The 21,751-nt window shown below is 45.9% G+C and carries 17 protein-coding genes; 8 read left to right on the plus strand and 9 right to left on the minus strand.

Annotated features, from left to right (window positions below):
- Positions 1–7: 7 nt before the first annotated feature.
- Positions 8–5,884: a GLUG motif-containing protein gene (locus tag JHD45_RS18375; protein ID WP_199477951.1), complete on the minus strand. Its 5,877-nt coding sequence runs from the start codon at positions 5,882–5,884 to the stop codon at positions 8–10.
- A gap of 592 nt (positions 5,885–6,476) precedes the next feature.
- On the opposite strand from JHD45_RS18375, the gene JHD45_RS18380 reads away from it, so the two are divergent.
- The 3 genes from JHD45_RS18380 (at position 6,477) to JHD45_RS18390 (ending at position 10,909) form a co-directional block, all read left to right on the plus strand.
- The gene (locus JHD45_RS18380) at positions 6,477–8,474 is read left to right on the plus strand and encodes a sensor histidine kinase (RefSeq protein ID WP_199477952.1); all 1,998 of its coding nucleotides are present in this window, start codon (positions 6,477–6,479) and stop codon (positions 8,472–8,474) included.
- 4 nt (positions 8,475–8,478) lie between these two features.
- Entirely contained in the window at positions 8,479–9,171 is a 693-nt protein-coding gene (locus JHD45_RS18385; protein WP_199477953.1) for a response regulator transcription factor, read from the plus strand.
- 229 nt (positions 9,172–9,400) lie between these two features.
- Positions 9,401–10,909 (plus strand): NAD(P)/FAD-dependent oxidoreductase, encoded by a 1,509-nt coding sequence (locus tag JHD45_RS18390; protein WP_325097336.1) that lies wholly within the window; start codon positions 9,401–9,403, stop codon positions 10,907–10,909.
- 46 nt (positions 10,910–10,955) lie between these two features.
- Here the strand turns inward: JHD45_RS18390 and greB are convergent, their stop codons facing one another.
- From greB to dinB, 8 genes are all read right to left on the minus strand, one after another.
- Positions 10,956–11,465 carry a transcription elongation factor GreB gene (gene greB / locus JHD45_RS18395; RefSeq protein ID WP_199477954.1) on the minus strand — a complete coding sequence of 170 codons (510 nt, stop codon included), beginning with the start codon at positions 11,463–11,465 and terminating at the stop codon, positions 10,956–10,958.
- Between the two features lie 240 nt (positions 11,466–11,705).
- Positions 11,706–12,536 carry a mechanosensitive ion channel family protein gene (locus JHD45_RS18400; RefSeq protein ID WP_199477955.1) on the minus strand — a complete coding sequence of 277 codons (831 nt, stop codon included), beginning with the start codon at positions 12,534–12,536 and terminating at the stop codon, positions 11,706–11,708.
- A gap of 76 nt (positions 12,537–12,612) precedes the next feature.
- Positions 12,613–12,927: a hypothetical protein gene (locus tag JHD45_RS18405; protein WP_233407927.1), complete on the minus strand. Its 315-nt coding sequence runs from the start codon at positions 12,925–12,927 to the stop codon at positions 12,613–12,615.
- Positions 12,928–13,075: 148 nt separating this feature from the next.
- On the minus strand, positions 13,076–13,534 hold the full coding sequence (locus JHD45_RS18410) for a DUF2489 domain-containing protein (RefSeq protein WP_199477957.1): 459 nt from the start codon (positions 13,532–13,534) through the stop codon (positions 13,076–13,078).
- Between the two features lie 50 nt (positions 13,535–13,584).
- Entirely contained in the window at positions 13,585–14,400 is an 816-nt protein-coding gene (locus JHD45_RS18415; protein WP_199477958.1) for an inositol monophosphatase family protein, read from the minus strand.
- 82 nt (positions 14,401–14,482) lie between these two features.
- Positions 14,483–15,151: an alpha/beta hydrolase gene (locus JHD45_RS18420; protein WP_199477959.1), complete on the minus strand. Its 669-nt coding sequence runs from the start codon at positions 15,149–15,151 to the stop codon at positions 14,483–14,485.
- 88 nt (positions 15,152–15,239) lie between these two features.
- Positions 15,240–16,220, minus strand: a complete 981-nt coding sequence (locus JHD45_RS18425) for a hypothetical protein (protein WP_199477960.1) — start codon at positions 16,218–16,220, stop codon at positions 15,240–15,242.
- Between the two features lie 311 nt (positions 16,221–16,531).
- On the minus strand, positions 16,532–17,593 hold the full coding sequence (gene dinB / locus JHD45_RS18430) for a DNA polymerase IV (protein WP_199477961.1): 1,062 nt from the start codon (positions 17,591–17,593) through the stop codon (positions 16,532–16,534).
- Between the two features lie 326 nt (positions 17,594–17,919).
- Here dinB and JHD45_RS18435 point away from each other — a divergent pair, with 326 nt between their 5' ends.
- The 5 genes from JHD45_RS18435 to JHD45_RS18455 all read left to right on the plus strand — a co-directional run bounded on the left by JHD45_RS18435 (position 17,920) and on the right by JHD45_RS18455 (position 21,650).
- Positions 17,920–18,546, plus strand: a complete 627-nt coding sequence (locus JHD45_RS18435; protein ID WP_199477962.1) for an LPP20 family lipoprotein — start codon at positions 17,920–17,922, stop codon at positions 18,544–18,546.
- Between the two features lie 5 nt (positions 18,547–18,551).
- On the plus strand, positions 18,552–19,733 hold the full coding sequence (locus tag JHD45_RS18440) for a flagellar assembly protein FlgT (RefSeq protein WP_233407928.1): 1,182 nt from the start codon (positions 18,552–18,554) through the stop codon (positions 19,731–19,733).
- A 58-nt stretch (positions 19,734–19,791) separates the two neighbouring features.
- Positions 19,792–20,022 carry a cell division protein ZapB gene (gene zapB, locus JHD45_RS18445; RefSeq protein WP_199477964.1) on the plus strand — a complete coding sequence of 77 codons (231 nt, stop codon included), beginning with the start codon at positions 19,792–19,794 and terminating at the stop codon, positions 20,020–20,022.
- Positions 20,019–20,498 carry a hypothetical protein gene (locus tag JHD45_RS18450; RefSeq protein ID WP_199477965.1) on the plus strand — a complete coding sequence of 160 codons (480 nt, stop codon included), beginning with the start codon at positions 20,019–20,021 and terminating at the stop codon, positions 20,496–20,498. Before zapB ends, JHD45_RS18450 begins: the two co-directional genes overlap by 4 nt.
- Positions 20,499–20,681: 183 nt before the next feature.
- Positions 20,682–21,650 carry a ProQ/FINO family protein gene (locus JHD45_RS18455; RefSeq protein ID WP_199477966.1) on the plus strand — a complete coding sequence of 323 codons (969 nt, stop codon included), beginning with the start codon at positions 20,682–20,684 and terminating at the stop codon, positions 21,648–21,650.
- Positions 21,651–21,751 lie beyond the last annotated feature (101 nt).

Below are 21,751 nucleotides of genomic sequence, written 5' to 3' on the forward strand. Positions count from 1 at the left end.
TCAATCTTTAGTTAGCGCTGCAAGAAATTGCATTATCACTGCCCGAAAAACACACCGCACCCGACAAATGAACGTTTTGTGTGCTCATAACAACCCCTTGTCCATTGGTATTCGCACCTGTAGAGGAAGCCCCATTAGGATAATCAGTCACCGACTGACGCCCCACGCTGGGAAGCCAATAACCAACGGGAACAGAAATGGGCTGATTGACACTCAGACTTGCATCAGGCCGGATGTTTGAAGTGATATTAGGTTGAGTGTTTGGTACAGCGTTCACGGTCAACTGACCGGGCACATAAGTGATGGCATAATTACCCGACGTCAGACCCGACACGTCGATGGTATAATTGCCCACATTGATAGCCCCTTGCGAGCTACCACCATAGACCAGTTTCCCACCCAGTGCCGAACGAGTTTCATTGTTCACAAAGCCTTTATAGGTCACGCCATTGCCGCCGCTATAGGCCAAACCGTCGTAAGTCTTAGTCGCATTGTTGGCTGTGACCGTGAGGTCGGCTGGATTCACCTCAAATTTCCCGGTGACATAGTGCACGGTGTAATTGCCTTTCGCAGCACTAGTCAACGTCCCGCCGCTGGCCGTGGTCGTGTAATCCGTGCCAACGTTCGATGTCCGGGTAGCATCGGTCGCCACCGTCACACCCGACAACAGGCTATTGTCCTGACTGTTCTTCCAACCCGAGACTTTATAGCCTAACGTCAGCACATTGTCGCCATACACCATATTGCCATTGTTAGCCGTGACCGTGAGGTCGGCCGGGGTCACTTCAAATGTCCCAGCCACATAGTGCACGGTGTAATTGCCTTTCGCAGCACCAGTCAACGTTCCGTCGCTGGCCGTGGTCGTGTAATTCGTGCCGACGTTCGATGTACCAGTTGCATTGGTCGCCACTGCCACACCCGACAACAGGCTATTGCCCTGACCGTTCTGCCAACCCGAGACCTGATAACTTAATGCCGGCACATTGTCGCCATACACCATATTGCCATTGTTAGCCGTGACCGTAAGTTCAGCTGGGGTCACATTTGTGAAGCTGACAAACCGGGTTGCCCCGCCCCCCATGAAAGTTCCGCTCACCCCACTCACATTGCCCGTATAGGTACCAACATTGCTGGTCGCGGAAGGGCTACCGGAGATAACAGGCGTGCCACTTACTGTGTTCCATACTCCCGCACCATAAGTGGTTATGGTTGGGGATGTCGCGCCATAGACCATGCTTCCTACATATCCGACAACACCGGAGACGCCATAAAGTTCGGGTCGATGACTCGCATCAGCCGGAGCCCATATGGTCCAATCAAACCCCGTAAAATTACTGGAATCCTTCATTTCCGCCGTGGTCAGACCTGTCACCGTCGCTGCCGATGAGTTCTCGTCGATGCCAATACCCTGGGGTTGACTTGCGTTATCGGTATCCCAATAGGAATGGTTGACCGTGCCGCCGTGGTAGTTCCCCCCCAGAAGGCCGCCAACGGCAGAGTCTCCGTTCACCTCCCCAGTTGCATAGGTGTTGCTGATAGAACCACCATTCCCCCCCACAAGGCCACCGACGTAGTCTTTAATTCCCGTCACCTTCCCTGTGGCATAAGCATTGTTGATAGTGCCAGCATTCACCCCCACAAGGCCACCAACGTAGTCATTAGCTCCCTGCACTGCACCAGCCGCATAGGCATTGCTGATGGTGCCTTGATTCCCCCCCACGAGGCCACCGACGTAGTAATTAGATCCCGTCACTGCCCCAGTCGCATAGGCATTGTTGATGGTGCCTACATTTCCCCCCACGAGGCCGCCGACGTAGTAATTAGTTCCCGTTCCCGTCACCACTCCAGTCACATAGACATTGCTAACAGTGCCAGCATTCCCCCCCACTAGGCCACCGACATACTGTTGACCTGATATGCTGCAGTCCTCAAGACCCACATTGCGGACTGCCCCATCTAATCCCACACCACCGAACAGACCAACACCACCCGTTGAAGGTCGATTAATAGTAAGGTTAGAAATGACATGGCTCTGACCATCAAAGGTGCCCATAAACATAATGGCAGAATTGTAATCCGAAGAGGCAGGAACTTCCCCCAAAGGAACAAAACCGCCACGGCCCCAGATGCTGGATGCGCTGTAGGTTTTGCTTGATGCATTGGTTACAGACGCATCGATATTGCGAGTCAGTTGATAAGTGCCGGAAAGATTAGTGTTGATTAATGCCAGTTGGTGTAGGTTGGAGACCGTGATAACTCCTTCTGCATTGGGGCTGGCCGCCTCCGAACGCAAAATAGGTCGCATATCCGCCGCTTGATACCAGGTACCACTATCAGTGAAATCCCAACCGGTATAGGTATAATTGCTACTATCACGCGCCTCGGTTGTGGTCAGACCTGTCACCGTCGTTGACGATGATTGTTTGTCGGTACCAATACCCTTGGATAGCCCAGTGGTATCGGTATCCCAATAGGATGAAGTGATGGTGCCATTGTTATACCCTGCGAGGCCACCGACACTTTCTCCGTCTCCGCTTGCCTTTATAACCCCCGTCGCATAGGCGTTGCTGATGGTGCCAAAGTTCACCCCCACGAGGCCACCGACGGGGCTATCATTTCCCCCGATTCCCTTCACTGCCCCGGTGGCATAGGCATTGCTGATAGTGCCATCATTCCTCCCCACAAGGCCACCAACGTTACTATAAGCTCCCGTTCCCGTCACCGACCCGGTCGCATAGGCATTGCTAATCGTGCCATCATTTCCCCCCACAAGACCACCAACACCATAGCTGCTCCCCGTCACCGCCCCGGTGGCATAGGCATTTTTGATGGTGCTGCCATCGTCGGCGAATCCTACGAGGCCACCAACACTAGATTGTCCTAATATACTCCCCCCCTCAAGGCCCACATTGCGGATTGTCCCACCTGAACCCATATCACCGAATAGGCCAACAAAACCCGTTGAAGGTCGATTAATGGTAAGGTCAGAGATCACATGACTCTGACCATCAAATGTGCCAGTGAATTCGTTAGAATAGTTACCCAACGGCACAAAACCGCCACTGCCCCAGATACCGGAAGCGTCAGCGGTGCTTTGGGTTGCACTGGCGTCAATATTACCTGTCAGGATATAGTTGCCGGAAAGATTGGCGTTGATTAATGCCAGTTGGTGTAGGTTGGAGACCGTGATAACCCCTTGTGGATTGGGGCTGGCCGCTTCCGAACGCAAAATAGGTCGCATATCCGCCGCTTGATACCAGGTATCCGTAAAGTCCCAGTTGGAATAGTTTGAGCTATGATTGGCACTATCACGCATTTGCGCTGTAGTCAGGCCAGTACCGCCCGCCGAACTGGTTTTGTCAGTGGTATCGGTATCCCAATAGGATGAGGTGATGGTAGTAGAACTGTTATAGTTGTACCCCACAAGACCACCGACATTGTCTCCGCTTGCCTTTATAAACCCCGTCGCATAGGTATTGCTGATGGTGCTAAAGTTCTGCCCCACGAGGCCACCGACGTTGCTATTTCCCGTCACTGCCCCGGTGGCATAGGCATTGCTGATGGTGCTAAAGTTCTCCCCCACGAGGCCACCGATGGAGGTACCATTTCCCTTCACCGCCCCGGTGGCATAGGCATTGCTGATGGTGCCATCATTCCTCCCCACAAGGCCACCAACGTTACTATAAGCTCCCGTTCCCGTCACCGCCCCCGTCGCATAGGCATTGCTAATCGTGCCATCATTCCTCCCCACAAGGCCACCAACACCATAGCTGCTCCCCGTCACCGCCCCGGTGGCATAGGCATTTTTGATGGTACTGCCATCTTCGGCGTATCCTACGAGGCTACCAACACTAGATTGTCCTGATATACTCCCCCCCTCAAGGCCAACATTGCGGATTGCCACACCTGAATCCACATTACCGAATAGGCCAACAAAATCCGTTGAAGGTCGATGAATGGTAAGGTTAGATATCACATGGCTTTGGCCATCAAAGGTGCCGGTGAATTGGGTCGTAAAATAATTACTCAACGGCACGAACCCTGCCCCATTGTTCCAACTCGATGTCGCGCTGGCATCGATGTCTTTGCTCAGGGCATAGGTGCCCGTAAGGTTGGTGTTAATGGCTTGGAGATTATCCAACGTATTGACCAACATATACGCGGTGGCCGTGGTATCCGAGCCCATATTGCCGGAATAATCTGTGGCGGCGGTGTAGCTGCTTGGGTTGTAATAAATGGCCACCCCACCTGGTGCCGTGGCGGTGATGCCTGAACCAAAGGTCACCGTTCCGGTGCCAGTGCCCGAATTATCCGAACGCAGCACGATTTTAGACCCAGCCCCGCCAGTAAGGGCCGCATTGACATGAATATTGTGATAGGCCGACAATTCCAGGGTCGAGCCGCTATTCCAGGTCACTTCGTTGGCCACTGTGATATCGCCAGCTTGCGAACCCGCAGAGCCAGCGCTGCCAGTGGTGATCGCGACATTGGCACTGTCCAGGGCGGTTTGTAAGGTACCTACATTAATCACACTGTCATCGCCGGTGGCGCTGGTACTAGAAGAATTTGAGGCCGTATCGCTGGAAATGGTGATGTTATAAGGGTCCAGTAACAGGGTACCAAACCCACCCGGGCCGCTTAAATCAGTAAAGCCGTTATAGGCCAGGGTCGCCTTGCCCGAGACTTCTGCATCGCCGCCCTTGCCCGCACCTGCGCCGCGGGCGCTGATTTGTCCGTCAAAGGTAGTCAAATCATTCGACCAGACCACCACCTGACCGCCATCACCGCTTTGGCTGGCATCAGCACGGATCACACTGCTTGCATCCACGGTCGTGGTCTTCGCCCGCTGGGTGTTGCCTTTGCCCTGGTAAGCACCGCCAATCTTAACCGAACCGCCACCGGTAGCACCGGACGCATCGATCGTCGCGCCGTTCAAGGCAATATGTTGACCGGTGACGCTAATTTGGCCGCCTTTTCCAGTATCAGACGTGGCCGTCACCTGACCCGAGACAGTGACGTTACCACCTTGTCCGCCACCAATGAGGATTTTACCATCGTGACCTGAGACACTATTGGCTTCGACAACACCGGATAAATTGACCACATGACGGGCCGCATTACGGGCGCTGGCCACTGAGATCAATACCGTCCCACCATTAGCGGAGAGGGTCCCCGAGTTATCGATCAGCGCGTCTTGACCGTTAGCATCCGTTTTGCTCGGCAGTGCTACCTGCAAAAAACCATCGCCAGACAAGTTCAGTGTGGCTTCCTCACCAGCCCCTACACCTATCCGACCCAAAGGGGCCGCAATCAACCCGCTGTTTTTCACCCGACCGCCAATCAGGGCGGCATAGCCCCCCCGACCCACGGTGATAATGCCCGCATTACTGACCCCCGCCGACGCGCCCGTGCCTTTGAAAAGAAAGTGCCCCTTCAAAAAGTCTTTATCAGCGATATTCAGTGTGGATGCCACAAAGCCGCCACCGACTTTGACTGACCCGGTTGAGGTAATGGCAATGCCATTGGGGTTGATCAGATAAACCTGACCGTTGGCATGAATTGAGCCGGCGATAGTCGATGTGGTGGCCCCTGTAACTCGGTTCAAAATCGCTGATCTGCTATCCGGCTGAATAAAATGGACGGATGCGCCTTTGCCAACCGAAAAACTTTGCCAATTTACAATGGCTTTATCCGAACGCTGGGTGACGGTGGTGGTGTTCCCCAAGGTCCCCATGGAAACCTGCCCTGCGGCAACCGACCCGCCAGTCGGTAAGGTCGCAGCCGCCAACACAGGCTGCACGGTCATAAAATAAATCAGGACACCAACGACACATCGTCTGGTTTGACCAGACAGTGTGACCACCTCGTATTTTTGAATACCCATTCACTTCTCCGCTGTATTGAGTTTTGTCTCTGGAATGTAGGCTTATTGGCACGACACTGAAGCCTATTAGCGCGCTAACCCAAGCGTTCGCCATCAGACGGCGGTTATGCAACTTGTTTATCTTTAGTCATTAGCGATGGCATCTTACTAAATAAAAAAAGGTTAAAGCTGACGAAAGCTGACAAAACGCAACTTTTTCTTACATGCTATTAACATACTCCTCTCCCCCTGTTACGATGTCATTAGTCAGAGCCAACGCAGAGTAAGGAAGCCAGTAACAAGGCAAGAAGAACAGAAAGTAAGAGAATAACGTGCTGTATAGACCACAAATTAAGAGAGTAAGACTCTGTTCAACAAGATGTTCCCCATTCCGTTGTTTATAGAAGTTATGCTTTGATACTCATTTTATTATGCTACTTAAGCTCTCCTTCAAAAGTTTATAGAAGACAGCGTTCCAACTTAGTTGCTAAGTATTAAGGAACGCTAATAGAACAAATAGCCGAATTGTGTAATACCAGGTTTAAACTGACAGGCAGCGCAGACAATCAGTAAGGGATAGCTTTAATTAGCTGAAACTAAATTGCTCAATCATATGGAAGTCTCTAGTCAATTAATGCATACGTTTTATCGATTCATTACCGTTCTTTTCGCTCTCATTATTTCTTGGAATGCCAATGCTCAGAGTATTCCTATTCAAGCGGGAATCAATACCGTACATCTAACGCAAAATATCCAATACCTTACCGATAAGACAGGGCAACTAACCCTTAAAGATATACTGAAAAAAGAAAGTGACTTTACATCGGTTGCCTTTCCCTTTGGCGCAGGATTTTCTAATAATGCATACTGGTTTCGCTTTACCTTACAGCGCGATCAAGGTGCCGCTAAAAATTGGCTATTAATCATTAATCCGACGTATTTGGACAGCGTTAAATTATATACGCCTTTGGGCCATCAAAATTACTCACAGAGCGAAGTGGGCGATTTACTGCCTACTGACCGACAAAATGATTCTGCAACGCTCTCATCATCAGAACCCAGATTTATGCAGTCCATAATGGTACCGTTTTCCCTTCCCATTACCCTAGCAAACACTCAGCTCCATACTTTTTATATCCGTCTACAAACAAACAGTTCCACTACTTTGCGGCTTACTTTACAAACACCAGCTGAGGCCGTATTTACAAGTACCAGTAAACAAATAATATCTGCTACGGCGATCGGTGGGTGGCTCATGCTTTGCTTGTATGCTTTTATCATGACTCGCCTGACCCAAAAAAAAGCCTATGCGTTAAGTTGCATTCCTCTCCTTGGCTGCATTACCCTTACGCTCGTTAAGAGCAGTATCGCGGCACAATATATTTTCCCTGATCACCCCATGTTGGTTCATTTACTTGGGCCAACCAGTGTCTGTGTAATGCTATCTGGGATTATTTTGTTTTTTATGTCCTTTTTCCAAACAAGCCAAAAATTCAAATACATACATTGGTTTTTGCAATTTAATTTGGGATTTAACCTAGTCTCTTTTATAAGCTTATTTATAGGAAAGTCATATCTTTTATTTGCCCCTTTCATGTATCAAATATCTTATATAACCTTCCCTGTATTATGTTTTATTATATGGAAGGGCGTAAAAAATGGTATTGCAGGAAGTCGATCGCTTTTTGTAGGTTATGTTGTTTTCTTCACGCTCAATATCTGCGCCATTTTCGCTGCAACCTATCATTTATCAACCCCCACGATATTTCTTGACATGCCAGAAATAACGTCTTTTATTTTTATTTTCATGATATATCAAGGCTTATATCAAAACAAAAAAGCAGAGAACGTTGCTAAGAGAAAGCTAAAAGAAAAAATACATTTCGCTGAAAAAGAAGCCGAGTTAGAAAAAACCAGACGAATTAATCAGTCACATTTTATGACACTCGTTACCCATGAGTTAAAAACGCCACTGGCTGTTATTGACAGTATCATACAAACGTTACCCATCGAAAAAATTGACATTAGCCCTAAACTTGCAGAGCGTCACACTCGAATCCAAACAGCAATTTCAGAACTCAATGCATTGATTAACAATACTCTTATTTCTGAGTATATGGATTTTGATAACCGGTCGTCTAACTGTAATGAAACCAATATCAATGACATCATTAAAAACATCATCAATCATTCACCTGCTAATGCTAAACAATACATAATCAACACAACCAGCAACGTCACATTAAAGGTTGATGCTTTCTTGTTTCATTTAGTGTTAAACAATCTCATAATCAATGCATTAAAATACAGAGCGGCGGACTCATCGATTTCAATAAGCAGTACTAAGGCTTATGATAACAGCCGAGAAGGCGTACTAATTTCAATAACTAACGATTATAAATCTTCACAAAAACCAGACCCAGACATATGGTTTTATAAATACTATCGTCAATTAGATAAGCCAAATATACAGGGTTTTGGTTTAGGATTATACTTAGTTAAATCCATTGTTGAAGCTCACTCAGGATACATTCAATGTCGAGTGATAGAAGAAGCACCTATTTGGAAAGTCACATTTAACGTGTGGTTTCCTTTTACTGAAAAAGATTAAAAATATGGCACGAATTTATTTTGTTGAAGATAATCCCATTTTGCTAAATAATGGCTTATTGTGGTTAAACAATGACGGGCACGATGCTCATGGTGCTAACTCTTATGAAGAGCTGCTGACATTAATGAGCATTCAACGCCCCGACTTAGTGTTACTCGATTGGAATCTCCCCGGAGAAGATGGCTTATTCATTGCAAATAAACTAAGAAGCGATCCTGAAACAAAGAACCTATGTATTATCTTCGTCACCGCCCGCAATTCCATTAACGACAAAGTTTCTGGCCTAGAAAAAGCAGACGCTTACATTGCTAAACCCTTTGATTATCGTGAATTACTTGCCACTATTCGAGCCTTATTACGAAGAACCACTATTCATAGTATTTCACCTGACGAAAACACATGGTTGCATTTTCCCCAGCAACGAATCCTTCGAAGGCCGGATGGGCACGAGCTGGATATAACGGAAAAAGAAAATATTATTATTCAGCTTTTTGTCCAAAACGCTGGCAAAATTGTCTCACACGAGTTGATATCTCAGGCTCTCAATGAAAACCCTGTCACATATGATAAAAATCGTACAGAGGCACTGTTATCTCGTTTAAGAAATAAATTAAAAACAGACAACAAAAACCCGATTCGAAGTTTTCGTAATAAGGGCTATCAACTTATGACTAACGTTAAAATCATTAACGAATGACATGAAACGCTTCTTGGTCATTGATACATTCTAAAAAGACCATACTAGGAAGCCTAGATAAAGCCACTCAAGCTACTTTTTTGACATTTTGGTTTGTGCAATGAAATCATTAGGTCTCCCTTCGTGAATCAGCTACTATTTCCTCTATGACAACAACCCCACATCAACGAAATTACTCGATATCACAGAGGGCTCGCCCTCTGTATCCGAATGCTCTAGGTAATAAAACGTGAATACATTGGAAAACGAAGAAAGCAGCTGGACGGTTTGTCCCAAATGTCATGGTCAAGGTAGGCGAAGCAGAAGATTACGTAAAAAAGTGCGGCTACAATATTTAAAAGAACTGACGGAGTTTGAACAGTTAAAAGGAGAAGGTCCTGCACCGATTCGCCCTAAAGGCCATTTGGAAATGTGCCTTCATTGTGCTGGCTCCGGTTTGGTACCATCCCCCAAGGCCCCACAGGCAGATACAAAAAACTACCCTCATGTGGCCATTATTGGTGGTGGCATAGGCGGTGTAGCCCTTGCTGTCGCCTGTTTGCATCGCGGTATTCCTTTTACCCTTTATGAGCGCGATAGCCGTTTTGACGAACGCTCTCAAGGTTATGGCCTTACCTTGCAACAGGCCAGTAAAGCCATCGAAGGCTTAGGCATTGTCTCATTAAAAAAAGGTGTCATTTCAACGAGACACCTTGTCCATACCACAGAAGGCAAAGTGGTCGGAGAATGGGGCATGAGAAAGTGGCAACACTCAGGCAGCAAAAACGCCCCAAAGCGTACGAATATCCATATCGCTCGACAGTCATTGCGCTTAGCGTTACTACAACAACTTGGGGGAGGAAGCAACGTACAATGGGGCCATCAACTAATCGACTACAGCGAACACAAGCATGCCGACGGTGGCGGAGTTGATTTAACCTTTTTAGTAAAACGTCAAGTAAATGGTCAAACACAAAGCGAGACAAAACACGCTAAGGCTGACCTTGTTGTGGGAGCCGATGGGATTCGTAGCGTCATTCGGCAACAATTGATCGGAGACAATATTACGCCGTTACGCTATCTAGGCTGCATTGTCATTTTAGGAATTTGTCCGCTAGCAGATCTAAAGGAAGTAAAAAGCGATTTGCTGGATTCCGCCACGGTCTTCCAAACAGCCAACGGTCATGAACGAATCTATATCATGCCGTATGATGCAAACACTGTGATGTGGCAGCTTAGCTTTCCTATGCCTGAAAACGAGGCAAAAGCCTTAAGCGAGCAAGGTGCCCATGCCCTGAAAACAGAAGCCTGTCGTCGTACTCAATGGCATACGCCTGTGCCGCAAATTGTAGCGGCCACCAAGGAGAGCTTGATATCCGGTTACCCCGTTTACGATCGAGCACTCCTACAACCAGAATTATTAGCAAAAGGCACGCACATCACCCTTATCGGTGATGCGGCTCACCCAATGAGCCCTTTTAAAGGACAAGGGGCAAACCAGGCCTTACTGGATGCCTTGGCGCTAGCCCGAGACATTTCTAAAGGATGTCGACCGCTGTTTCAATGGCGCGAAGCGGGTATAAGAGACAGCGTCTTAAACGAATTTGAAGCCCAAATGCTAGAACGCAGTTCTGTCAAAGTGCAGGACTCTGCTGCTGCGGCTCAGTTTCTGCACTCAGAGGTTGTCCTTCATGAAGCCAATGAGCCAAGAGGACGCTCTCTCAAGAGAGACGTAGAACAGGGAGAGACGCCCGATTAACCCAAAGGTCGGTTCACCTTATCAATAGAAAAACGACCACTAACCACTATAAAGAGATGGGGCGATACTCTATCGCTTCGATGTAATAGGTTTTCTCACCGGTTGCTAGACGAATCATCACCTCATCACCTTCCTGTTTTTTCAGTAAAGCTTTTGCTACTGGGGAATCAATACTGATGTAGGCTGGGTTGTGATCCAGCTCATCAGGCCCGACAATGCGATGCGTTCGTTGCTCACCACTCTCATCCTCCAGCGTGACCCACGCACCAAAGAAAACCCTTGATTGATCAGCTGGCAAACGATCCACAACGGTACAAACCTCCAAGCGTTTTTCCAAATAACGCACTCGACGGTCTATCTCTCGTAATTGCTTTTTACCGTAAATGTATTCTGCATTTTCTGAACGATCCCCCTGGGCAGCCGCTTCTCGAACGCTCTCGGTCACCGCTGGGCGCTTTTCTTTCCATAAGTATTTTAGCTCGGCAAGCAGGGTTTGAGCCCCTTCGTGTGTGATGTAAGCGGATTTAGGTGGGGAAGGAGGACGATATCGACTCATAGTAGTAAGCTTAGTAAATCAACAATATGTTAGAAATCGAGACTTTTGCACGACTACTGCGCTTGCCAATACTTTGTTAAAAACAGACTCAAAATGCTCATTTATAGCGATAAACTCCGCTTTCTCGTCTGTTTTTGCCGTGTCTTGGCGTCGCTTGTGACATCGTGCAAAGGTCTCAAATCTTAATAAAACATGCCATCAAACCAACGTCTGACAGCATGTTGATATAATGCAAAGTGGTTATGCTTCTTTGTTGTGTAGATGGACATCCATTTGAGGGTAAGGAATACCAACACCTTGTTCATCAAAAGCGTATTTAAACTTCTCTAATAAATCCGCTCTGACGGTCCAATAGTCCCCAGAATTCACCCAAGGTCTTACAAAGAAGTTGACTGAACTGTCAGCCAATTCAGACACGGCTATTAAATACTTAGGCTCTTTGAGAATGCGTTCATCCGCGTTAATAATGTCTTCCATGATGCTTTTAGCAAGACGAATGTCGGCGTCATAACTAATACCCACCACCAAATCTAGGCGACGAGTTGCTTCACGAGAATAGTTCACAATGGAACCGTTCATAATGGAAGAATTGGGGATGATGATCACACGATTATCCGGCGTTTTTAGATAGGTATGGAATAACTCTATACGATCAACGGTTCCCATTTGCCCACCACCATCAATAAAGTCGCCAGCACGAAAAGGACGTAAAAGAATAATTAACACGCCAGAAGCGAAGTTAGACAAAGACCCTTGCAAAGCCAAGCCAACAGCTAAGCCAGCAGCACCTAAAATGGCAATGAACGAGGTGGTTTGAACCCCAACTTGTCCTAATGCCATTAATACCACACCAGCAAACATTAAGGCGTACAGAATACTGGATGTAAAACCTGCTACCGCACGATCCACAGAGGCTTTAAGCATCCTATGTTCACACCAACGGGATATTTTAGAGGCGATATACTTACCGACCAATAAAATGACAAGGCCAATCACGATATTAATCACCATATCGGTTAACCAAGGCAACATGGCAGAGCCTTCACCTAGCCACTTTTCCAATTCACTCATGTATATCTCCCTCACTACCTTATTAAATACGATGTTTTGAGCAAGATGCCCAATAAGACTCTTTCTATCATGAAAGTTAGACGATTAAATGTGTTTTATGCTGCCACTCATCCAATAAACAGGTTAACTGCTTAAGCCCTTCAGAATGAAAACGCACACATTGTCGACCATCAATGAGTTTGGTTTCTTTACGAAATGCGTCATCAATCACATAACACTTGGTACGTAAATTCTCTATTTGTTCATTGTCACGAATCATCATGCCAATGAACATATCCCAATCCTGCTCAGGTAAATTACCTTGTACAGCCTTGTCTAGCAAACTAACACAATCTGCCTCCGTCATACGATAATACGGAACTTTTGATTGGTAACGCATATAAAAGAGCATAATAGCAACTAATAAAATAAAAAATAGCGCTATGGATAAAACCAACTGAGCAATCATCTCTAAATAACCCGTTTATGCCTGATAAATAGAATAAAGAACATTCAATGCCGAGTACTATTGAACCGGAATCACAAGCATTCAATCATCCCTATTGAAAGGAATAACTCAACAAGGCGTTTTTAGCACGCATCAATTGCTCGGCATGTTGCTGTTCATAGTTATCCATTTCGACGCGAAACTTTTTACGAGCTTCTTTTGGCAAGGCACTCCATTGCTCGTGTGTTGGAATATGTTCCGTTTGCTCATGCAAATCATAAATGAAACAAATATCCTTATGATCGGATAAATCCAACCCTAACTGATCCAGCAAATTTTTAATACGAATACTTGCCTCAATCCAACCTAACTCTTCGGAACCAACGGTTTTGAGCAAAATCTGAATGCTATCAATCCGAGCTTGACGCTCTTGAATGACGCGCTTCTCACCTTCTTTGATTCGCTCCTCACGAATTTTGGCAACTTTTAACTGGCGGACAATCACAATCAACGCCACAACAATCACGACTGCGGATACAGCCAGTAAACTAAAAAACGCCGTCAACGACATAAAAACCTCATACAAATATCAACTTACGGCTAAAACCATAAAACAGCTCATTATGCCTGACTTAACAAAGACAATAGCTCCTCATAAAGAGCGGGGACCGACACCAATAACGCCTCCCCATTAATCGCCTCAGGCCAAGGGGAGCTAATTGGCTCATAGCGCCCGATTGTCGCCCCAGCTTCTTGAGCGATTAACGCCCCAGCCGCCATATCCCAAGGCTTCAGGCTTTCAAAATACGCCTCTAAACGCCCAGCCGCGACCCAACACAAATCTAACGCAGCGGAGCCATTTCGACGAATATCCTGACACTTCGTCAAAATGACGCTGACACGTCGGATAATACTGGGGAGTGTACTTTTATCGTAGGGAAACCCCGTTGCCACCAAAGCATTACGACACTGTGTTTGTTGGGAAACAAAAAGGCGCTCACCATTTAAATAAGCCCCTTTTCCTTTCACCGCCCAGAAACATTCCTCTAAAAACGGCGCATTCACCACCCCAAGCACTCGCTCTCCGCAAAGATACAGGCCAATCGACACAGCCACATGGCGATGACCATGGGCAAAATTGACCGTACCATCAATCGGGTCGATAACCCAAACGGGCTTATTAGCAAGCTCAGCAAGGGCAAGTTTAGGTGACGACTCCTCCGATAAAATCACATGATCCGGAAACGTTTGCGTGATCTGCTGGCAAATATACGCATCGATTGCCAAATCAGCCGATGTCACCAATTCATGATCTGCTTTGTAGTCTGTAGAAAACACCGCTTTGTTTCTGGCCTCGACCATCATCTGCCCAGCGTACGTGGCGATGCTTTTGGCAAAGTTAAGCCATTCATCTGTCTCTAATGGCTCTGAAACCATGATTCATTTCCTTAGTAATCTATTCAATATATGGTGTGTTAAACCGTTCTTCACAAATAGCCAGCTTAATGTAGCCTTTTAATTACGCCAAACGCGCATTCAGCCAAGCGGAGATATCCTGAATTTGCTCAGGACAAACGGAATGGGGCATATCATAGGTTTTATAGTCAACTAGATATCCCTTATCACTTAAAAGTTGACTAGCCTCTTGCGATAGACTGATAGGCACGACAGGGTCTTGCTTGCCATGATGAATCAAAAAAGGCGTCTTGCCATTCGCACACTCTGACGCCGCAGGCACCATTGACTTATCCGCCAAATAAGTCGATAGCGCCATAACCCCAGCCAATGAATAAGAGGTCGTCAGGGATAGCTGATAAGCAATCACACCACCTTGTGAAAATCCCGCGACGACAATACGGCTAGGATCAATACCTTGTGCGATTTGTGCTTCAATAAGGTCACTGACTTGCGCGCAAGACTCAGCAATATTGTCTATATCAACCTTACGTTCCAAAGTGATTTCGTAAATGTCATACCAAGCTCGCATTTCCATACCGCCATTGACCGTCACGGGACGAATGGGCGCATGGGGAAACACAAAACGCACTTTTAAGGATGGATCAAGTGTCAATGCCGGGACAATGCCTTCAAAATCATGACCATCTGATCCTAAACCATGCAACCAAATAACAGCAGAATCAGGATTCTGCGCCGTCTCCACCACAACACTCGGTAATAATTCGGCCATTATTTACTCCAAAAAATAGGCTAATACGTTGCGTATTAGCCTATCATAATGACACTCAATTGTGGCCGTTTTCCTACCAAGAAAACACTCAATGCTCTATTGGAAAACGCAGTTGTTTCACCTTCTGATGCTGGTCTAACGAAAACAGCACATCCGATCGCTCAGGCATGACAGCTAATAGATAACGCGTTAAACGTTCGTAATATTGCATAAAGCCCTTAAGCACTTCCGGCGACATGATTTTGATATCCAGAGTATCCAATACTCCCCCATGAATATCATAAAGATGATCCTCAAGCATGCGCTCTTGTTTGTTACGCCACTCATAGACCACATCATAACCGGGTGATTGCATCCACATTTGAATATCAATCACATCAAACAGCACCTTATAATCCCCATGAAGATGCTCATTAATTGCCTTTCTCCAAATCCCCTCTGGATCCTTATCTTGCTCCAAACGATTAATTGGTTTGTTAATGGCTTCTCCCAAAGAAAACGCCCCCACACACCAACCTTCAAATAAAACAACATCAACAGGCCCCTGCACTTCGGGCCATAAATTCACAGGTTTTCTATCATCAAGGGATTTATCAAAAGCCGGCATACGCATTACTTCGTCTTGCTTAAGATTTTTTAAACGAGCGAAGACGCTCTGTGCCAATGGCATATCATGCGTACCAGGCACCCCTCGAGTAGAAAATAAGGAGTGTGTGCTATTGGCGTATTTCACACGATCTTTACGCGTGCTATAGAGATCATCCAAACTGACCACCACGCTATTGAGACCAAATCCTTTATTAAGAATACGGCTAATAACGCGGCAAAAGGTCGTTTTCCCACAGCCTTGCGGCCCCCCTAAACCCACCACCAAAGGCCCTTGTTTAAGCGAGACTTTACCACTTAACCAATTCGCAAAAGGGAGGTAGAGCGTATCTATTTCATTGACAAGAGCTTCATCTGCATACACGCTTCTCAGTGTTTGGGTAACCTCAAAACGTAAACGTCCAGCTAAAGACTCAGGCATATCATGCTTCCAATCATAGAAGCCTCTTGGATGCTTCATCATAAGACAACACCTACACATCAAAAAATGACATACGAGGCAATTTACCTTGTCTTACTACAACCCCTAACTTCACTCAACATCTACCATTTGAGAAGTGAGGGACTGATTTCATTACTGCATTGTGTCGTTGACTAGGTAATCCACTCGCCCGTTCCATTGATCCATTTCAACAACTGCTCCTATTCCAACAGCTATCCTCAAATAACGATAATCGTTCTAGCAACTATTAATCGTTCTAATAACTATAGCAGCAAGAACACAATCGTACATTTTTTAACCAGAAAAATCACAAGACCAATCAAACGCTTTTTTTAATCAAACACAATGCTTAGCTGTTCTGCCTGCTGTACAGATAAGCGATAACCTACTCCAATCAAACGAACAGGACGCATATGGCGTGAATAAGCCTGATGCAATAAGGAAGCAAACACTTCATTGGAGAAGCTGCTTTGAATCGGTTGCTCTACCGTTGTTTGCCTAAAATCATTAAACTTTAATTTCAAATAGTATTTGCTAATCAGCGGATAAAAATCCCGCCCCGCCAAACGCGCCTCTAAACTCGCCAGCAGCTCTGGCAGCATACTCAAACACTCTTCTAGTGAAGACAAATCATGGGGAAACGTATGCTCAACAGACACACTCTTGCGCTCACGGGATACTTGCACAGGGCGATCATCAACTCCCTTGGCAAATTGTTGTAGCCGAAACGCCATACTCCCGACGGTTTTCTGTAATAATGAGAAATCTATCGACTGTAAATCCGAACATCGGTGCACCCCAATGGCGGCCAATTTTTCTTGAGAGACCTTACCAATCCCCGAAATGCATTTCACAGGTAATTGTGATACAAACTCAAATTGACTTTCCGGTGTGACGGTTTTCAAACCATTAGGTTTGTTCCAATCACTGGCAACTTTAGCAATAAACTTATTCGTCGCAACGCCTGCGGAGACTCGAATACCGACTTCGTTAAAAATTTGTTCTCGTATCGCTTGGGCAATCAATGTTGCACTACCTTGATAGGAAGAAGCGTCCGTCACATCCAAGTAAGCTTCGTCCAAAGAAAGCGGCTCAATAATGTCAGTATACTGCCGGAAAATGGCATGCATTTGCCGCGAGGCAATACGATATTTCTCCATATTTCCGGGCAAAATAATTAAATTTGGACACAAGCGTTTGGCAATGGCGGTCGGCATCGCTGAACGTACACCGAAGGTACGGGCATGGTAATTTGCCGTACATAATACACCACGAGATTGAGACGCTCCCCCGATAGCCAATGGCACCTTTTCCAAAGAAGGGTCATCACGCATCTCAATAGCCGCATAGAAACAATCTGCGTCGATATGAATGATCTTCCTAAGCTTAACCATGTCTTCACCCGAAAACTGTATATAAAAACAGTATAATACCTTCCAAAAGCAAAAACACGTCCTTACCCTAAAAAGCCCTACAACCAACTAGACTAAAAGCCATATAATGCGAGTGGAATCAGTAGATTTACACGGGAAAACATGGACGTCTCACAGACAAATGGTTTACATTTTGTCCCTAGCAAAGGAAAGGAGTCATGATCTGGTCTACTTTTTGCTACAGGCATACATTATTCCTATGGTTAAACATCGCTAACACGAGACGATTGCTGCGATCTTTCCATGCAAAAAACGAGATTTAGGACTTCCATTTAGGGGACGCCACCATGAAAACAACGATTCGACTACTCTTATTGGCCGCACTGGGGGCCACCTTAGCGGGATGCCAAAACTTAGGCCAAGGTACAGCGATGACCTGTACCACTGTTGGTCCTTGCAATGGCAATATAGTCGGCTCCCCTACCGCTACGGCACTCAACTACCCAAATAATGTGCAAAATGCGACGAATGTGATCGGTGTTATAAAACAAGAACCGATCATCATTCATGCCACAGGATACGCGGCCATCAACCCCAGTAAACGCTACACAAAATCCCAAGCAAAATTAATGGCGCTGCGCAGTTCCACACTAGATGCCTACCGAAACCTATCTGAACGCGTGTACGGTCTGAAAATTGACGGTACCAGCTCATTAAGCAATATGGTTTTGCAACATGATGAATTACGCTCTTACGTTGATGCCTATTTAGTCGGCGCAAAAATCGTCTCCCAACGTGAGCATGAAGATGGAACGTTTGAAACCGTTGTTGAAATGGCATTACAAGAGAACTTTCGTCAATGTGTCAGCAATCCATCCAGCATAAATAACGATCCGAAGTGTCAAATTCGCCCTGGTTATCGTGCTGTTAACGTAGAAAGTCATCCTACTACCAACTTTTATACAATCCAGTAATGCAGATGTTTCGCTACCTGATTTACATGATCGTTGCTCTTGCATCGGTCGGACATTCCTTTGCCCAGACCGTCGACGCAGTCGGTACAGCCATTATTTATAATGGCGACATCACAGACGCTCGCTATCGGGCCACACAGCAAGCCATTAAACAGGCCGTCCTCCAGTCCAGCTCACGGGTCAGTGTTAACGATATCCTTAACAATGGTGAGCTCAACTCTGATTTAAAAATCCGCAGTGCTGGACGAGTTCAACACGCAAAAATCATTTCCGAAACCCAAAAAGGCGATTTTTTAACGGTCGTCGCCCGCATCAACGTCACAGCTGACTACATGTGTAGTAACGGCGCCACAAATTACTATAGAAAATCCGTGGCTATCACTGGCTTTGCTTTGGAACACAGACAACAAGCCAGCCTCGGGGCTTTAGGCAATATCTCCAGAGAGCTTCCCAAAGATTTTGCCGACGCCATCAACAAACAAGGCTTTTTAAGAGCGTTGGCAGCAACGAATATTGCCCTTTATCCAGACAGCATCAATGCCCCCTCACTAACAAACAACAATGACACCTTAACTGATGTGGTTCGGGTCGCTCAAAAACTTGGCACACAATATGTGGTTAGTGGTGTTATACGTGATATTGCTCCCCTTTATATGAGACGCCCAAATGACCCCTATGCCAGCACAGACGACAAAAGTGAAAAGCAAAGAGACTTCGTTTTAGACATTTATATCTACGATGGTTTCAGTGGCGCATTGCTATTTCAAAAACGTTATAGTGAAATAGGCAACTGGGATATTTCTGATCATGCTAAAGTCGGTTTTGGTAGCGCCCAGTTTTGGACGACTCATTATGGCAGGGTGGTCAAGGAAACACTTAGAGAGAGCGCAATCGATACCAGCGAAAAATTACGCTGCCAGCCCTTTATGGCCAATATTTTTCGCACAGAAGGGAAGCAAATTCACATTGCCGCCGGATCCGTGTCCGGGGTCAAAGCAGGAGATAAATTTAAGGTCTATCGTCGTTATGAGATATTTGACCAAGACCAAAAACCAGAAACACAACTGAATAATGCCAACATCAGTGTTACTATAACGCAAGTTCAGCCTAACTTTTCAATTGGGGAACTGTCGGTTGATGCGAAAATTCTGAACGTACAACCGCATGACGTTGTCATCGCATGGTAACTTTTACAATTACGCTCCTTATGTACTATAGAGCGGTTTTACATTTTAGGACATTACAATGAACAACGAATTACTTCATCACTTAGAACAACGTATCAATGAAGCTGTAGAAGAAATCGGCTCATTACGCCAACGTATTGCAGAATTAGAAATGCAGAACTACGAGCTTAGCGAAGAGAAAAGTGAACTAGAAAACAATTTAAATCTAAAAAATGAGCAACAAGCTAATTGGGAATCTTCCCTCTCTCAAATGTTAAATCGTCTTAGTCAATTGGATAACAAACAATGAAACGAATTCTATTTGCTACTTTAGCTTTATTTTGTGGGAGTACATTTGCAGCCGAAGGGCAAATTGCCAGCTTGGTCTCCTTCGAGTCCACTGCGGCTCGTCCAAAAATAAACAAAGAGCAAGACAGTAGCTTAACATCGATATTGAACACTCAAATTGAATACACCACGCCAGCAAACATCTCCGCTTATGCTGGCTTTTCTTTTGCCTTGGGTGACGATTTCGAAAGTGCTTTTAGCATGGGAGCCCGCTACTACAGTGCAACACCCGCTTTCCAACTTTTCCCAGGCATTCCTATGTGGTCGTTCATTGGTGGCGGTGTTGATTTCTTAGATGACCCTGTCTACTACCCAGAAGCAGGTTTTCGCATCGCGACATCCGATACCTCCAGACTGGATGTCTTTGTCAAACTGCTAAATAGTAGCAACGACAAATATGACCGCCATGTTATGGTGGGCGCAGGACTTACCTTCTAATTCAATGAAGCTAATGTCTCTTTTAATCTTGTGCCTGCTCGCGACTTCTGCTTATATTTGGCTCACGAGTAAACCAACAATAAAAATCGTTGAGCCCAGCGAACAGCAGCGACAGGAAATGCTTGGCATTGTTAACACGCCAAGCGTTCCGTTGACGCCGCTATAAAATTTGAGCCTTGCTTTATGGAACAACTAATTGCCAAACTTGAAGCAGAGGTCGGCCGACTACTTGAAAAGTTAAACGCCGCTGAAGAAGAGATCGCTGCACTCAAAGAGAGCCAAACTGAGTCTCTTACCAGCAGCGCCTCAATGGACCTTTTGCAGAACATGGTTAACCGCTCCACTGAAGATCAATTGCAGTTATATATCGAAGACTCTCTTGATTTACTCAGTCCTGCGGAAACCATCAAAACGGCAGTAACACACCAAAGTAACACTGAAGATCAGTTGAGCTTTGATTTACTGCATCCTTTTGCTGATAACAGCATCACAATCACGACAACAGAACAGACTGACTACATGACAAAACAACAACCTGAGCTTAACGGCTTGCAAGACGTACAAGACGACAACCAAGTGGACACAAACACCACCGATGTACCATCAGCAAGTGACAGCACAACGGAAAAAGCGACTTTGACGCCGGAACAGAAAAAACGTCAAAAAAACCAAAAAAACAATCGTCGCCTGATTAAGATGCTCGAAGACCGTTACCCTAAAGCGTTTGATTGGAACCAGCCTAAACCACTGAAAGTCGGTATAGACAAAGACATGGTCTTGGATGATGACTTTAACGCCAGCAAGCAAAAGCGCGCCCTAGCCGCTTATACGCGCTCAGACCGCTATAAGAAGTGTCTGCTGTCAGGTCAGCCTCGCGTAGACTTAGAAGGCGTTGCAGTAAGTGATGAACCCGCTCTTCCTGAGTCCATGATCCCCAAAAAAGAAAAGAAAACATTCAACCGTCCAAAGACAACAGATCGACCTAAAACGGATCGCCCTGCGCGTAACAAAAAACCGCAATCTGCTTCGGCTCCTAAAGGCAAACCTGCTAAAAAACCACAGCCAGCCAAAAGCCGTGAAGAGGATGGTTATGAAAACTTATCCCCAGAAGAGCGAATGAAAGCAAAACTGGAAAAACTTCTAAAAAAATAGAAAAAAGTGTTTACATATAGAAGTGCGGCATATATTATTTGCCGCGCTCTTGTGGAGGGGTTCCCGAGCGGCCAAAGGGAGCAGATTGTAAATCTGCCACG

It is taken from the genome of Marinomonas spartinae (assembly GCF_016461715.1).
Taxonomy (GTDB): Bacteria; Pseudomonadota; Gammaproteobacteria; order Pseudomonadales; family Marinomonadaceae; genus Marinomonas; species Marinomonas spartinae_A.